General features: G+C 51.6%; 14 protein-coding genes. 10 read left to right on the top strand and 4 right to left on the bottom strand.

The features are described from left to right. Nucleotides 1–116: 116 nt before the first annotated feature. Nucleotides 117–599 carry a CYTH domain-containing protein gene (locus tag C7B82_RS24595; protein ID WP_106259404.1) on the top strand — a complete coding sequence of 161 codons (483 nt, stop codon included), beginning with the start codon at nucleotides 117–119 and terminating at the stop codon, nucleotides 597–599. Nucleotides 600–689: 90 nt separating this feature from the next. Here the strand turns inward: C7B82_RS24595 and C7B82_RS24590 are convergent, their stop codons facing one another. After that, nucleotides 690–1,172 (bottom strand): gluconokinase, encoded by a 483-nt coding sequence (locus C7B82_RS24590; protein WP_106259403.1) that lies wholly within the window; start codon nucleotides 1,170–1,172, stop codon nucleotides 690–692. A 138-nt stretch (nucleotides 1,173–1,310) separates the two neighbouring features. Between C7B82_RS24590 and cysT the strand changes: the two genes are divergently transcribed. The 4 genes from cysT (at nucleotide 1,311) to C7B82_RS24570 (ending at nucleotide 3,992) form a co-directional block, all read left to right on the top strand. Further along, nucleotides 1,311–2,162 (top strand): sulfate ABC transporter permease subunit CysT, encoded by an 852-nt coding sequence (gene cysT, locus C7B82_RS24585; RefSeq protein ID WP_106259402.1) that lies wholly within the window; start codon nucleotides 1,311–1,313, stop codon nucleotides 2,160–2,162. Beyond that, a complete protein-coding gene (cysW, locus tag C7B82_RS24580) occupies nucleotides 2,155–3,033 on the top strand; it encodes a sulfate ABC transporter permease subunit CysW (protein WP_106259401.1) in 879 nt (292 codons plus the stop codon). The genes cysT and cysW overlap by 8 nt, the downstream gene beginning before the upstream one ends. Then, on the top strand, nucleotides 3,034–3,375 hold the full coding sequence (locus C7B82_RS24575) for an NIL domain-containing protein (RefSeq protein WP_106259400.1): 342 nt from the start codon (nucleotides 3,034–3,036) through the stop codon (nucleotides 3,373–3,375). It abuts the gene before it with no gap. Nucleotides 3,376–3,614: 239 nt separating this feature from the next. Next, on the top strand, nucleotides 3,615–3,992 hold the full coding sequence (locus C7B82_RS24570) for a hypothetical protein (RefSeq protein WP_106259399.1): 378 nt from the start codon (nucleotides 3,615–3,617) through the stop codon (nucleotides 3,990–3,992). 95 nt (nucleotides 3,993–4,087) lie between these two features. Here the strand turns inward: C7B82_RS24570 and C7B82_RS24565 are convergent, their stop codons facing one another. Both C7B82_RS24565 and C7B82_RS24560 read right to left on the bottom strand, forming a co-directional pair. Beyond that, nucleotides 4,088–4,735 (bottom strand): response regulator transcription factor, encoded by a 648-nt coding sequence (locus tag C7B82_RS24565; RefSeq protein WP_106259398.1) that lies wholly within the window; start codon nucleotides 4,733–4,735, stop codon nucleotides 4,088–4,090. A 608-nt stretch (nucleotides 4,736–5,343) separates the two neighbouring features. Then, nucleotides 5,344–5,820: a (2Fe-2S) ferredoxin domain-containing protein gene (locus C7B82_RS24560; protein ID WP_106259397.1), complete on the bottom strand. Its 477-nt coding sequence runs from the start codon at nucleotides 5,818–5,820 to the stop codon at nucleotides 5,344–5,346. Nucleotides 5,821–5,922: 102 nt separating this feature from the next. On the opposite strand from C7B82_RS24560, the gene C7B82_RS24555 reads away from it, so the two are divergent. From C7B82_RS24555 to prmC, 3 genes are all read left to right on the top strand, one after another. Next, complete coding sequence (locus C7B82_RS24555; RefSeq protein WP_106259396.1) at nucleotides 5,923–8,550, top strand: O-antigen ligase family protein; 2,628 nt, start codon at nucleotides 5,923–5,925, stop codon at nucleotides 8,548–8,550. A 780-nt stretch (nucleotides 8,551–9,330) separates the two neighbouring features. Next, nucleotides 9,331–10,134 carry a Tic22 family protein gene (locus tag C7B82_RS24550; protein ID WP_106259395.1) on the top strand — a complete coding sequence of 268 codons (804 nt, stop codon included), beginning with the start codon at nucleotides 9,331–9,333 and terminating at the stop codon, nucleotides 10,132–10,134. Nucleotides 10,135–10,151: 17 nt separating this feature from the next. Beyond that, entirely contained in the window at nucleotides 10,152–11,114 is a 963-nt protein-coding gene (gene prmC / locus C7B82_RS24545; RefSeq protein WP_245940076.1) for a peptide chain release factor N(5)-glutamine methyltransferase, read from the top strand. On the opposite strand, the gene C7B82_RS24540 is transcribed toward prmC, so the two are convergent. Further along, nucleotides 11,102–13,588 (bottom strand): tetratricopeptide repeat protein, encoded by a 2,487-nt coding sequence (locus C7B82_RS24540; RefSeq protein ID WP_106259394.1) that lies wholly within the window; start codon nucleotides 13,586–13,588, stop codon nucleotides 11,102–11,104. The two genes, prmC and C7B82_RS24540, sit on opposite strands and share 13 nt — an antisense overlap. A gap of 586 nt (nucleotides 13,589–14,174) precedes the next feature. Here C7B82_RS24540 and C7B82_RS24535 point away from each other — a divergent pair. Both C7B82_RS24535 and C7B82_RS24530 read left to right on the top strand, forming a co-directional pair. Then, complete coding sequence (locus tag C7B82_RS24535) at nucleotides 14,175–15,269, top strand: cysteine peptidase family C39 domain-containing protein (protein WP_219904676.1); 1,095 nt, start codon at nucleotides 14,175–14,177, stop codon at nucleotides 15,267–15,269. Between the two features lie 193 nt (nucleotides 15,270–15,462). Then, nucleotides 15,463–15,666, top strand: a complete 204-nt coding sequence (locus C7B82_RS24530; protein WP_146141254.1) for a response regulator transcription factor — start codon at nucleotides 15,463–15,465, stop codon at nucleotides 15,664–15,666. Nucleotides 15,667–15,717 lie beyond the last annotated feature (51 nt).

Below are 15,717 nucleotides of genomic sequence, written 5' to 3'. Positions count from 1 at the left end.
GTGCGTGGTTGGCTGTTAGTTGTTAGTGAAGGAAATTAGTTGATGGTCAGCAGTCAGTGGTCAGTATCAACTCACAGCTCAAAACGTTTCATTCCTGCTCCCTCACTCCTCACACTATGCCAGCCGAAATTGAGCGTAAATTTCTTGTTAAAGGGGATGCTTGGCGATCGCTCGCAACAGGCATTGCTTACTGTCAGGGTTACATTGCTTCGTCTGCAGATCGCACTGTGCGCGTAAGAGTGGTGGGAGAGCAAGGTTTCCTGACTATTAAAGGTTCGACCGTTGGTATTACACGGGCAGAATTTGAGTACCTGGTTCCTTTGCACGATGCATTGGAGCTATTGAGTACACTGTGCGATCCGCCGCTGATTCAAAAGAAACGGTACACGATCGCCTACGCGGGCTTGGTTTGGGAAGTGGACGAATTTGAAGGAGACAATCAGGGCTTGATTGTAGCGGAAGTGGAATTGACAGATCCGCACCAGGCAATCACCTTACCCGATTGGATCGACCGCGAAGTCTCTGACGATCCCCGCTACTTTAATGCCAATCTAGCGAAACATCCATTTAGTCGGTGGGAGAAGGGCGAGGCGTTTTGAGTTTTGCGCTCTAAGTTTTGAGTTCTAAATTTTGAGTTTTGAGTTCTAAGTTTGCCCTAACTCCTGGCTCGTGACTTCGATCGCTCTCCTTCAAACATGCAACGCTTTCCTGATCTGCGACACGATCGCTTCAGGAGACTGATCAATATTAACCCAGAAGGCCTCTGTAGGCTCTTCCAGCGCGCCGAACTGGCTTTGTAGTAGAGCGGCCTTCATGTAGTGTCCCTGGCGTTTTTGTAGGCGCTGCTGAATGAGTGCAAATGACCCCTTGAGATAGACTTGCTTCACCTGCGATGCTTGGGAAAGCATGTGGCGATACTCAGCTTTGAGGGCAGAACAGGCAAGGACGGTATTGGTCTGCGTTTGTAGCCAGATTGCGATCGCCTGCTGCAGTGCTAAGAGCCAGGGCATGCGGTCAGTGTCGGTTAGAGGAAGGCCAGAACGCATTTTCTCAACGTTGGCAGCGGGGTGAAAGCTGTCAGCATCTTGAAATTGCCAGTGTAATGTTTCTGCCAACTGCTTGCCGATCGTGGTTTTGCCAGAACCGGAGACACCCATGATCAAAATAATCATTGCTGCACTCATACTCATGCAGAAGAACTGTTTCGTGTATGATAAGTACGGTATTCCTACTTTCTTATAGTAGTTTTCCTTGAAGCCTGCCCGAACTTTTCAGACTGTCATCCTATCAATCGCTGCTGTTTCCTGCTTATGACTGCCACGTCTTCGCACTCTACTCCAATCTGGCGCAAATGGCTGGGCGTTACTGCACGGTTTCCCTGGATTTGGATTCTGCCGACAGCCTATCTTTTTGTGATGCTGTTGATGCCGACGATCGCGCTTCTGCTGAAGGCTAGTACTGAAGGGCCTGCCCGCTTTTGGAGCATTGCTACTAGTCCGATCGCGTTGGATGCTTATCGGGTTACTTTTGTAACGGCTTTGATCACAGCCTTTATTAATGGTATTTTCGGCTTGCTTGTTGCCTGGGTACTGGTGCGTTATGAGTTTCCCTTTAAGAAAATCATTGACGCTGCGGTTGATTTGCCGTTTGCACTGCCAACCTCAGTGGCCGGTTTGACATTAGCGACGGTTTACAGCGAAAACGGTTGGATTGGCTCGATCTTTGCGCCGTTGGGCCTCAAGCTGGCTTTTACCCAATGGGGCGTTGCGATCGCCATGCTGCTGATTTCCTTGCCGTTTGTCGTGCGGACTGTGCAGCCCGTTCTAGCTGACTTAGAACGAGAGATTGAGGAAGCTGCCTGGTGTTTGGGTGCCAACAAATGGCAAACGTTTTGGCGTGTGTTGCTCCCCCCGATCTTGCCAGCCGCTTTAACTGGCGTCGCTCTGGGCTTTTCGCGTGCGGTCGGTGAGTATGGCTCAGTTGTGATCGTCTCGTCCAATACGCCTTACAAAGATTTGATTGCACCCGTTCTGGTCTTTCAGCGGCTAGAGCAGTATGACTACGCGGGAGCCACCGTTATTGGAGCGGTTTTGCTCGGCATTTCGCTAACATTGTTGATTCTGATTAATCTTCTGCAGGCTTGGGGGCGTCGCTATGACTAATCTTGGTTCATCACTCAACAGGCCACCTGTATCCCCACCTGTGGAAGTAGAGCAGCGTGATTGGGCAAAGATTGGTTTGATTGCGGTGGCGGTGCTTTACCTCACCCTAATTTTGTTCATCCCCGCGCTGAATGTGTTTGTACAAGCTTTCAGTAAAGGTCTCGGGCCATTCTTTACTAACCTGACTGAGCCAGCCTTTCAGAATGCGGTGCGGTTGACCTTTATCATTGCTGCGATCGCGGTACCCGTCAACACCGTCTTTGGGCTATGCGCTGCTTGGGTGATTGCTCGCAAGCGCTTTCGAGGTCGTGCCTTTGTAATCAGTATTCTGGATGTTCCCTTTTCCGTATCGCCTGTTGTTGCGGGTCTGATGATTGTGCTGCTCTACGGACGTAACGGTTGGTTTGGTCCCTTCTTAGAAGCTCACGACATCAAAATCATTTTTGCGCTGCCGGGCATGATTCTAGCAACGGCCTTTGTGACCTTACCCTTTGTAGCGCGTGAAGTGATTCCAATACTTGAAGAGATTGGGACTGATCAGGAAGAAGCGGCTCAAACCTTAGGGGCAAACAATTGGCAGATTTTCTGGCGCGTCACTCTACCCAGCATCCGTTGGGGCTTGCTCTACGGTGTTCTACTCACTAATGCTAGAGCGATGGGTGAATTTGGGGCCATCTCCGTGGTCTCGGGCAACATTGCCAGCAAAACTCAGACTCTACCCTTATTTGTAGAAGAGGCTTATAAACAATATCAGACAGAAGCGGCTTACTCTGCGGCTGTATTGTTAGCGCTTTTGGCGGTTGTTACTCTTGTCTTAAAAGAAATTTTGGAGCGAAAAACTCGTATCAAAGACGTCAAAGAGGAGGCATAAATGTCAGGCAGCGTTTCTGACGACTCACGGGCAGCGGCAGAACCGGATGCTGTTGTCACTAATGGCAATGAGGATGATAGACGTCCCACTCAAACTCGCATCAGAATCCGAATTCCTAAAAACTATCAAGATGAGCCTGTGATCTCGCGGTTGACATCCCACTACGGTTTGACTGTCAATATTACGGCTGCCTTGCTGGGCGCAAACGCTAGAGATGATGGCTGGTTTGATCTTGAGCTTCGAGGCACCAGTGAGCAAATTCGCAGTGCTTTGCTGTATTTTAACGAGCTTGACCTAGAAATTTGGAAGGAGAACACCGAGGATCAGAGTGATGGCTGGTAGCGCCATGCCACGATCGCAACCACCTTTGCGGCACACATTCCATCCGGTTCACATGTTAGAGAACGCCTTACAAGCTCAGTAGATGTCACCGTAGGACAGTAAAAAAAATGTCCAGTACTAAGCCTAGTGAGTCTATTGTTTTCATATGATAGCCGCACTACCTTTGCAGCCAAAGTGTTGCAGCATCCCAAGAAGCGCAATCAACGTGTCACTTTGGCAATCGAGGAGAGAGCAGAATGATGAAGCTTGTGCTTGATGCAACTCAGACGAATGCGGAACAAATTGAGCGACTAGCAACCTTGATGATCGTGTTGTCGTCAAAAGCGAAAGCCTTTCAGGCTGTTTCTGTGCGGGTTGTGCATCGCTTCGCTCAACGCGACTGGGAACAGAATTTCACTTTTTTGTCGTTTGCTGGTGACAAGCATTGTCTGCGGGGTTGTGGCGGCAGCACAATTCAGCGAGACGACTACATTGTGCTGCAAAATGCCTCTTATGATGCTCGCTATCAAGTTGATGAAATTGACTATGATGCAGCACAATCTGATTTTTGGGTCGCGCTGTTGCATCCATGCTGTGAGCCGACTACCGATCGCAGCATGGGCGCAACCAGTGGATGAGACATTGGAGCAAAGCAATTACCAGTAAAAACGGTATGAGGTTATTGATTCGTAAATCATGATTATGCCTCACCCATTCGTGTGGTTTTGTTTGCTTACGCCATGCTGTTTTCGATCGCCCAGCGAGCGAGCTCAGTGCGGTTGTGTAGTCCCGTTTTGCCCAACATATTGCTCACGTGGCTTTCGATGGTACGCTGGCTGACATTCAGCTGATCCGCAATTTCACGGTTTGCCATCCCTCGTGCCACAAACTGCACAACCCGCAGCTCGGTAGGTGTCAGCTCTACATCAAACGGCACCTGAATTTTGGGTCCGCTATCATTTCCCTTACCAGGCCGATCGGCAATGCGCGCTGCCTGCTTGAGCGATGACTCGACTTGAGCGACGAGTTCTTCGGGCTCAAACGGCTTGACCATGTAAACGTCTGCACCCGTATTGAGCCCTTTGACGCGATCCTGACTCTGCCCTTTCGCAGACAGGAAAAGCACTGGAACCCAACTGGTGCGAGGATTTTCCCGAACATGCTTCACCAACGAATAGCCATCCATCTCAGGCATCATCACATCACAGATGATCATGTCTGGAATCTCTTGCTCCAAGACTTCTAGAGCTTCTCGCCCATTCTCAGCAGTGACGACTTCATAGCCCCGAAACTCCAGGTAGTCCTTGACGAGCAAGATTAGGTTAGGGTCATCGTCAATCAGCAGCAGTCGCTTATGATTGCCCACGCTGGTTTCCTTCATGCTGTGCTACTCACTATTCCTGGGTCGATATCTTTGATGGCAATAAGCTCTCTGAAATTTCTGGACAAATTCCCTAAATTTGCTACAAACGTTTGAACGGATAATGAACCTGCGCAAACCATATGGGCTCTAGCCTTTGAAACATTATTGTCGGTAGCATCAAGAGAATCGCTGAAATCTCAATAAATCTAAATACTGATTGAATCCTAATTGACTACTGGGGTAGGAGCACAATTTTAGATCGTATTTCACTGTGTCATTATATAGCTTCCTTGAAAATATGGTCTTTCCTAAAGGAATGCTACTTTCCTTGAGTGATGAGATTGTTCCATAGCCTGATGAAGCTAAACTTTTTGATGTGAACCAGGCAGTTTCGGTCTTATTATTCTAGCCAACAAGAGTTTGACTGCGCTGTCAAAGCCTACATCGTACAAGGCGTTGAGCCTGGCCTAGAAGTGAGTGTGGCGATCGCGCTCAATGATGATTTTTACACCCAAAGAGTGACTACAAGGCTTTAGAGCAGTGAAGCTACCCTATCGCAGCTGTGAAATGTGTGTTGCTACAATTGAAACAAAGCGACTGCAATGCCATGTGAAATGACTGAGCGCTCAGGAATCGCCTTTTTCACTGCTTGCCCCGACTGAGGGTTCCTGTGATTCTTCTATAGGGCTGGCTTGGGGTAAAGGATGAACTAGGAAGGCGTAGTCCTGCACAATTTGATTACCAAGCAAATGTTCTTGAATGATCCGTTCGATCACCTCAGGCGTAGCACTGTGATACCACACCCCATCTGGATAGACAACCAAGATGGGACCCTGTAGACACACTCGCAAGCAATTTGCTTTTGTCCGAAAGAGACAGCCCGGCGTCGTTTCATTCGGTCGGTCAAGGTTCAATTCTTTAAGGCGGCGTTTAAGATAGTCCCAGGCTTCTAAGCCAACCGCTTTGGCACAGCATTTGGGGTTGGTTTGATCAGCGCAAAGGAAGATGTGGCGCTGTATGTAGGGTAACCCTAATGTCTGCGCGCAAGCCGCTAGAGGCAGCATTGGAGTTTCTGAGGACGGAAGCGGTGTGTGGGAAGTCATGGGCGATCGTGCATGGACGATTATTGTGGCAACGGTAAAGCTAGGCGTACAAGGGGCAATAATATTGTGATATCAAGCTGCCAACTTTACTCTAAAGCTTAGATGACCAATCCTGACTTTCCAGCCAAACTCTCTACCCCTAGCGTCGATAACGCTGCTCAAGGCAACCTGATTGGTTTGCTAACCGCTGTTTTTTACGGCTTGTTTACGCTCTTGCCGAACAGCAATAGCCTGATGGTTGCATGGCCCTGGGTGTTTGTCTGGCAGATTGGGCTCTTTTGCCCGGTGCTGTGGCTGCTGGGTCTATTGTGGCAGCGGCGACTGCTTTGGTTGGGGCGTCGGCTCGATTGGCTGGTCGGATTGTTAATTGTGGGGTTGGTGCTTTCAGCTGGGTTGGCACCAGCCCCCATGCAAGCACATTGGTATAGTTGGGCGACGTTTTGTTTTCTAGCGGCGCTGTATGCACTAAGTAGCTGGTTGAATGTACCCGGACGACGATCGACCTTGCTGGTCTCCCAAGGCTATTTGAGTCTGGCGTTCATTGTGATCAGCCTGGCACTTTGGAGTTACACCACGTGGGTGCCAGAACTGGCTCGCCTCCAAGTCTGGCAGCAGGATGGGGTGACATTGCCGTTCGATTTCTCGATCGTCGAGCTTCGCAATTGGGCACCGATTGGGCACCAAAACTACGTAGCAGGTTACCTCGTACTGGCTCTACCGCTGCTCTTGGGCTTGGGAATCCTGCAAACTGGCTGGCGACGGGTACTGTGGCTGTTGGGCTTGGGGTTGGGACTGCTTGACCTCTATACCACCAGTTCACGGGGTGGGTTGGCTGGCCTGTTGACGATCGCCATCGTCGCCTTTGGGGTTTTACTTTGGCGTCGTCGGCTGCCTCGCGGTTGGCTGAGCGCGATCGGTGTGGCAGGTCTGACGTTGCTAGGCGGCTTAGCACTGACAAACAGCCGCTTACGGTTGTTGCTGGCAGGTGGCTTCAACGGACAAATTGGCGGTGAGGTAGCCTATCGGCTGATTACAGGGACAACAGGCTGGTTGATGGGCTGGAGCCACTTGCCAACGGGCGCGGGGCCAGGAGGCGTGCCACTGCTATTTCAGCGCTATCGTCCAGGGTGGGCGGGGCAGCAGGCAGAGTGGGCCTACCAGCTACACAGCACGCCTGCTCAACTATGGGCAGAGTTGGGACTTTGGGCGATCGTGGTAAGTGTGGGCGCGATCGGCTTACTAGGGTTTCTAGCGATTACCTGGCTGCAGGACGCTGAAGCACCAGCTCAAACGCCACCGGTACTGATCGGTTGCCTTTTGAGTAGCTTGCTTGGCTACAGTGTGGTGAGTCTAACGGATTACCAACTCGATAACGTCTGCATTAGCGGCACGCTTGTGGTGTTTTTAGCCGTTTTGATAGCCAAGTTTCGCGATCGTCGGAGTCTCAGCAACCCAACAAGGGACGAGTTGCTTCCCGTTGAACTTTCTGCCCCGTCGCACCCTCCTTTTGTTTCACTGCGACTGCTCCCCCTCCCCTTTCTTCCTTTAATGGGTGGCGGTATTCTCCTTGCCGCCGTGATCTGGCTGATTCCCGTCCATCGTGCCTGGTTTCTCTCTAGTCAAGGATTCTCAGCACTTAGTCGAGGGGATGTGTCAACTTTTGTCCAGCGTTTGAGCCGGTCGCATCAGTTAGCAAACTGGGAACCGTACTACGCTTACGAACTGGGTTGGAATCTAGGGAACCTGGGTCTCCAGACCCGTGACCCCAAACAGCAGCAGCAATGGCTCGGAGAGGGCATTTCTTGGTTGCGGCAGGGGATTCAGAGTGCACCAAACCAGGAATTTGGTTATACGAGTCTGGCGTGGCTTTTGCTAAACCGCGAACCAAAGGCTGCTAGTCATGCGTTTGCTCAGTCTGCTCAGTTAGTGCCAGCTAAACGAGGCGTGTTCTATGGGTTAGGCTTGAGCCTTTTGGCACAGAAAGAGTCGGAGCTGGCGATCGCTGCTATAACGCTAGAAGCAATCCGCAACCCTATCTTGCTGACTAGCCCCATCTGGCAATTGCCGGAGCTAAAACCTTTATATGAACCCGTCACCCGTCGCGTTGAGACCGATCTGACTGCCTTGCTCGCCAGCACTCAAGAAACTCAACTGCTGGCAGCATGGTTGCACCAGATTCGCGGTGGGCTGCGCTGGTGGCGAGGAGACATTGCTGGTGCACGGCTCGATCTCACAACCTTTGGGACAGAGTTGAGCCATCTTGTGCTCGATTTAGCGGAAGGGAAGCCTGTGTCATCACCCCTTACAACCTCCTGGGGCAGTACTGGGAACTCAGCGGATCGGAGTGGCGCTCTGGCGATCGCGGCATGGCTAGACCCCACAAACCGCCAGAATCTGCTCCAGCAAGCCTGGATTATGGCAAATCGCACTGATCCACCCCCCCAACTTGTGTCTACGCTGACGGCCACGATGTCACGTTCGGCAACGTTTGACCAGTGGCTGAAACAAAACGCCCCTAGTCAGCAATACCGGCGTGAACGCGCTGGCTTTGGTGTGCTTAGTCGTCATATTGACGGCCCCATTCCGATCGACTTTATGACAGTGGTAGACAATGTTCCCATTGCCCAATTCTGCAAGAATCTGATCCTGTCGCTCGACTATGCGCCAGATCTGGACGTCGCCTTGCAAGCAAAACGGGATGCTCTGGTACAGAGGGTCTTAAAGCTATAAGCTGATTTCCGAGAAAAATAAACCGTTTGGTAGGGGACAGGTTTTGCCAGCGTTTTTGCATCCAGCCAATCGCTTTGGTGCCAAACCTGTTCCTGTGGGTATCTTTTTTGCTAGAAATCTCCTACGAGCAAGCAATGAGTGGCCAGCCTTCAACAGCTTTACTGCTCAGAAGTGTACTCATCGCTGACTACTGGCTGCTGACCGCTGACTACTGGCCGCTGGCCGCTGGCTGCTGACCGCTGACCGCTGACCGCTGACCGCTGACTGCTGACTGCTGACTGCTGGCCGCTGACTACTGATCGTTGGAACTTTTCTAGCCCGATCGGGTCAGTAGGGAAGAGCTCGAACCATGATGCTTTGACGATAGTGTGTCCATGAAACGTGTTCTCGATTGACCTGGTGCGATACCAAGAACTTGTCTCGGCAGTGCCATCCGGTCACGCTGCGGCAACGTGGGCTGTCAAAGTTTGGCTGTGCGATCGCCAAAAGAAGGCACATGTTCGCACTGATCATGCAAGCGCTACAATTTCATTTCTGAGTTAAAGCATGATCACGTAAGGATTAAATGTAAAGGTTAAATTGGGCTGTCTTGAGCGCATCGTTTGGTCTAGACATTCGTCATTGCTAACTGTGGCGCTGATTTTACAAATCGCGCCTGATGCATCAGAATGGTTAGGCAAACAAGCGCCATAGAGTTTAGCCGTCTCTTCGTTCATCTGGATTAATGACATACATCCAGTTTCCCGTAAACTTTTTGCCGTTTAAGTGCCAGGAGCAGTCATGAAATCATTGGTTCGCTGGAGTGCAACCGCTGGGCTAGTTGGAAGCGCTCTCATGGGGTCGTTTTTAGTCGGTACCCTGCAGGCGCTTGCTATTCCCCAAGAGCAAATTATCCAGAAGCTTCGCCCCGTCCCTGTCTTTACGATCGCCAACGCGCAGGGTGCCCCTCTAGTAGCGTCTCCCCCCACTGGGCAGAAAGGACCGGCTGTAGCAGGTGTCTTTATCAACCAGAAAGATGCTCAAGACTTTCTGAACAACCTCAAGACCAAAAATCCCGACTTGGCAAAGAATGTCAAGGTAGTACCGGTCTCCTTGGCTGAGGTTTACCAGCTCAACCAAACTAACAAAGGCAAGCCCGAACAGCTCGATTTTGCTTACGTGCCCTCAAAACAGCAGGTTGATACTGCCGTTTCGTTGTTAAAGCAACAAGGTGGACAGCAGCCACAGCAGTTTAATGGCACACCACTGTTTGTCGCTCGTGGTGGCAAAGACAAAGGCTATTTGACGATTCAGCAGGATGGTAAGTCAATCATTCCGATGTTTTTCAACAAGGAAGAATTGCAGAATCTGCTCGATCGCTTTAAGCAGCAACAGCCCAACATGGCATCGAGTATTGAGGTTCAGGTACTGAATCTGGAAGGGCTCATGGAAGTCTTACGGACGAAGGACGATCCCCAACTGAACCAGATTGTGTTGGTGCCGCCCCAGAAGTCGATCGAATTTATTAAATCGATCACACCACAGCAAGGTGCCCCTGCACCAGCAACGAACAAACCTGCAGCCGCTCCTGCCCCTAAAAAGTAGGCAGCACGGAGTGACGGGTGACCGCTAGAGAAGACTCAGACAAACTCTTGCCTCAATCATTGAGGCAAGAGTTTTGTGTGTCTGGGCAAACGCTCTGGCAATGGCGGACAGCGGCACGTCAACAGGCGATCACTGCCAATATTTCCGCTGAAGAAGTTGACTGGTTACTGCAAGATCTGGCTGGATTAGACCGACTTTCGCTGCGGCTAGAAACCTTTAAAGACAGGGCAGAAATCCTACTCTGTCTACCCCTCTCTGAACTTACAACCCTTTGGGAACACCGCATTCAAGACCGTGTTCCGGTGCAATACCTCACTGGGGTTGCGCCTTGGAGAGAGTTTCTACTCAACGTTTCGCCCGCAGTACTCATTCCAAGGCCCGAAACAGAGTGTTTGATCGATCTAGCGATCGCGGCGGCAACCCCACCTCCCGACTCTCCCCTCCCGACGTCCCTCCTCACCCACGGACATTGGGCTGATCTTGGCACGGGCAGCGGCGCGATCGCGATCGGCCTAGCAACAGCCTTTCCCGCTGCGATGGTGCATGCCGTTGACTACAGTGCGGCAGCCTTGGCGATCGCGCAGTCTAATGCCCAAAAGCTGAACCTGGCAGATCGCATACGGTTTTATGAGGGTTCCTGGCTGCAGCCGTTGGCTCATCTCAAGGGCAAGTTAAGCGGCATGGTTGCCAACCCACCCTATATTCCCAGCCAGATGGTGCCAGATTTACAGCCCGAGGTGGCTCGACATGAACCACACCTGGCTCTAGATGGCGGTATGGATGGGTTCGATTGCCTTCGACATCTGGTCGCCGCTGCACCGGATTATTTGCAGCCTGGTGGTGTCTGGCTGGTGGAAACGATGACTGGACAGGCGATCGCGGTGGCTGCGTTGTTGCAACAGCAGGGCAGCTACCATCAGATTCAGATCTACCCTGATTTGGCAGGCATTGACCGCTTTGTTCTGGCTTACCGCCATTGAGCCACTGTCGATGGCGATTCTGAGAGGCTTTGTACATTGCTCTGCTGCAATGTGTTAGCGCGATCGGTCGCCTCTTTTTGTAATGTTTCCTTACCCTGACGCTGGTAAAGGGTTGCGGCCATCCGCAAGCTGCGAATGGCCGCAGCCCCATCACCCGACGACTGTTGCGCTAGCCCAAGATTGTAGTAAGCATCGGCATAGTCTGGTTTCAAACGAATCGCTGTTCTGTAGTCTCCGATCGCGCCTCTAAGATTGTTGATTGCAAGCTGGACATTGCCCCGATTGTTGTGAGCACCCGCCAAAATTGGTGCAGGCGGTCTAAGCGCGATCGCCTGCGCGTAATCCCGTGTTGCACCCTCATAATCGCCTTTTTTAGACCGTGCGTTGGCCAGATTGATATGTGCTTGCGCCAAACTACCGTTTAACGCCACCGCTTGATTGCCTGCTTCCAGGGCCTTGTCGTAATTCTGGCGATCGTAGTAGGCATAGCTCAGATTGCTGTGCAACAGGGCCGATTTGGGGTCAAGTTTCAGCGCTTTCTCGTAGTCTCTGATGGCCGCACCTGTGTCACCCAGTCGATGCTGAGAAACACCACGATTCGTATACGCTGCAACATCATTGGGGTTTTTCTCAATTGCCTGATCATAGTCACCGATCGCTGCCTTGTTGTAGCCTGCCTGCGCTTTTTTTTGTCCTGCAAGGTTGAGCTGTTGAGCAGCGGCAGGATCGGGAGGTGTTTGCCCAAATTTGAGCCAATTAGGACGATTGGACGACGGCAGAATTGCTGCTAGCAACCCAATAATGGCTGCCAGGAGGAGCGCCGGAATAATCAAAGCTTGATAGTTAGAAGCAGAGCGTCGAACTCTATCCATAAGATTTGGCTCCGCGCTGGGCAGAATAGGAAGCGGTTCTTCTCGTACGGGTATGGGTCTCAGGTGCGTTTCTGGTGGTGGCGTAGGCGCCAACGTTGGCGTGACTGGCTCGTTCAGGCTCAACAACCGTTGTAGAATGGCCTCTTTCGTTCGCGAATCGTCTGCAGGTGCTGTTTCAGACGCCTCTAATGGCAGTGAAGCAGGCAGTGAGCTGAGCGCTTCGGGTGCTGGCGAAGTCAGGCTAGGCGCGCTGGCAGGGGGCGAGTCTGGAGGGTTTGTGGGTTCCACCTCTGGGTTTCCACTCAAGCCGGACGCTGTAAATTGCTCTGCTTGCGCGGTAATGTTTGCTTCTATTGTCTTAACGTCATCATCCCCTAATTGCAGTGTCTGCTGCAAGCGGTGGAGCATTGTGCGATCGCCCTCTCTCAGAGGATACTGACGCTGCATTGCCCACAGCAAGACCTGCTGGTACTGGGCCAGGTTGTTTTGATAGTGCACTTGCTGACGTTGCTGCCCGACCAGAGAAGGCGCGATCGTTAGCAGAGCAACATCATGATCGTTGAGATACAAGGCTTGCTGTAGTTGCTTCAACGTCTGACGCACTTGCGGATCGGCAATATCGTGCGATCGTGCCAATGCTGTCACCTGTTCCTGGTACAACGCCGTGCGTTGGTGATGTTCCCGCGTCGGACGCAACACCTGCGCTTCAAGTGCCTCAGCCTCCTGCGGCGATACGCCCAAACTCTGACGCAGATCCTTTAGGAGTGGCAGCCCCTCCAGCATGGGTGTACCAGATGCATCAAGCGCGATCGGCGCTATCTCTAGTACTTTGCGATAGTGCAGCTGTGGATCGTTGTTCGGCACCTCTAACAGGGTAAGCTGAGCGGTTTCTGCACTGCCGTACAGTTGAGATTTGAGCGCTGGAGCTGCTACTTGCAGTTTCTGAGCAGCATAATGATGCAAATCAGCCGCCGTCAGCATGCCATCATCATTGGTATCAGCAGCGCCACTCTCAATGCCTTCGCTTAAATAACGCGAATAGGTCCAAAGATCGAGTGCGGTTGGCGTTAGAGTTGGCTGGCTGATGTTTGAAGCCGCTAAAATGACGCGCCCTGCACCCCCCAAATGAGTTGCTAGATCTAAAGAAGCCGCGAGATCAAACGTTGACTCTGCTATGACAGGCTCATCCAACTTTGACTGGCTGTAGGCGTCCAAAATAAACACTTGCTGTTTGGCAAGGCTCTGGTTCATGGCCTCCTGTACAGTGCTAGCAGGAATCGTTTGGGCTTTGACGATCGCACCCTGCTCATTCAACGTAGTGCTGGGGGTTGCAAAGTAAAGGTTGCCATCTGCCTCTGTCAAAAGATGGCCGCAAAACAGAAAGACAAGCTGGTCATCAGCGCTCCGTTGCTTAAAGAATTGCTCAATGGCTTCCTGCATCTCTTGCAGTGGACGATCGCACAAGCACTGCACTGATTCAAACCGAAAACGCGGCTGTTTCAACACTCGCTTGATCACTTCCACATCTTTTTGCACGCCGGGTAAGGGGTCTAAACCCGCTGCATACCGACTTACCCCCATTAGTAGCGCTACTCTGGACATCTCATCACTTCCGGTCTCCCTCTGCACACGTTAGTCGGCACACGTTCAATTGACAGAAGCAAATTAACCGATCGATAGCAAATCAACCGATCGATCGGCTTGATCTCACAGCCTGATCTGAGTAACGCCAAACTCCTGTCTGCATTAGCGTTCTTCAAAGCGCGTTCATCTAATGTGGGTGCCATCGTTCGGCAAATGAACCTATGTAAGGATACTGAATCCTTTTCCAAATGAACCATTAATTACGGATCGTCCTGCAAAACGGCTGTAGTTCTGTTATGGCGATCGTCACAACGTTTAGGACATGGGGATCAAAGGGTGTGTGTGGGCGTTGCCCCCAGCTAGGGGTGGAACCCCTGCACCCCGTCCTAACCCATCTGTCTATTGCTATAACAGACAGGCAAGTGGCGATGACCACCTCGCCTTCTCGGTGATGTGACGGATTGAGACGCATAAACTCAAGCGTTACACTGGCAAGAGCGCCAGAGTCTCTCAACGGCACATGTGCTGGTGCGGCAGGGTCGCCACAATCTACTCTTGCAACGCAACAGAAGCCTGTGGAGCAGGCGTTGCTTCTGGCTGACGTTTGCATTCTGCCGTTTTGCACTCACTGGATGCGATCGCCAACATGCTGCTAGAGATTATCGCTACGTTACTGCTGGGCGGTCTGTTTTTTCGCTGGGGCATGCGTGTTGGCACACTGATGCTGCGTAAAGGTGCGACAGCAAATGATTTGTTCAAAGGCAAAACATCCCTTTCGCTGCTGTTCTTGGGGTTTTACATTGGGCTGATTTTACTGGCTTTGAATGTGCCTCAAATGCAGTTTCTCCCCATCGATTGGCGTGTGTATGGGATGCGCATTACCTGGACGATTATGCGTGCTGTTCTGCTCGGTTTTTGCGGGTTGGCATACATCGTCAGTTGGCAGACTGCGCGGGTACAGGTGGTCGCCGTCGTGCTGATTGGGGTGTTGGGTGTCACTGGCTTTAGTGGTGCTGAAGCCTACTTTTTGGCTCCGATTTACGCCTCGCTTTACAACAATCTGCAGCCGAACGGGGTGTATAAGCAGACCTCCATGAGCAGTTGTGCGCCTGCTGCCCTAGCAACCGTGCTGCGGCGCTGGCAGCTTGAGGCAACCGAAGCGGGGGTCGCGCGGCTGGCTGGCACCAGTCGGTTAGGCACCTCAATGCCACAGTTAATTGTCGCTGCCCATGAGCTAGGACTGGATGGGATGGAGCTATCGCCAACGTGGGAGCAGATGCAGCGGATTAATCGTCCCGGCGTACTTGGTGTTTGGTTATTGGATAGTGGACATAAATTGCCTCATGCAGTCGCCCTGCTAGCGATGGATAACGAACATGTAGCGATCGGCGATCCGGCGCGTGGCAAAATTTACACCCTGAACCAAGCCCAGTTTGCTGAGATTTGGCGACAGCAGTACGTACCCATTTTTCGAGGCAGCGATCGTACTCTTACAACCGAGCAAGCCACTGATTATCTACAGCGGCTTGGCTATCTCAGGCCACCCTCACAGGATCTTAGTCGGGCTATCCGACGCTTTCAAACGGCTGTTGGCATCGCTGCTACAGGCAAACTAAATACTGAAACAGTGCTCTTACTAGCCGGCCCTTTCTTACAGGGTGTCCCGACCCTGACCCCTAACCAGCCACCGCCGCAGTAGACCGCACAGCGATTGTCGATCGACCGATTCTAGCGCCGTACATTTGAGCGCAGACCGTGCGATCGCTTGAGCCGCCTGAGATGATCCCTCTGGAGCAGTAGCATCGGAACGATGATTAAAGCTATACGTAAAGCTTGCGAAAGCACTTTAAAAATCCCGATCACTTATACAACCATTTGTTGTGATGATATTAATGACCAAGCCGCTCCTTCAAGGACACCAACCCATCGAGACTGGATACATTCTGGTTGTTGATGACATGGCAGATAACTGCTTCTTACTCAAAGCTATTTTAGAATCTGAGGGTTACACCGTTGATATTGCCCATAATGGCACTGTCGCGTTAGCAAAGGCAGAAGCATCACCTCCTAAGGAACGTGGATTAAATAACCTGTAATTCTGGTTTAGCCGTGTAATTCCATTGCGGTAGAAACTCATCAAAGACAAT

It is taken from the genome of Stenomitos frigidus ULC18 (assembly GCF_003003795.1).
GTDB classification, from domain to species: domain Bacteria; phylum Cyanobacteriota; class Cyanobacteriia; order Leptolyngbyales; family Leptolyngbyaceae; genus Stenomitos; species Stenomitos frigidus_A.
The sequence above is the reverse complement of the archived record's forward strand: the minus strand, read 5'-3'. Positions and strand labels throughout refer to the sequence as shown.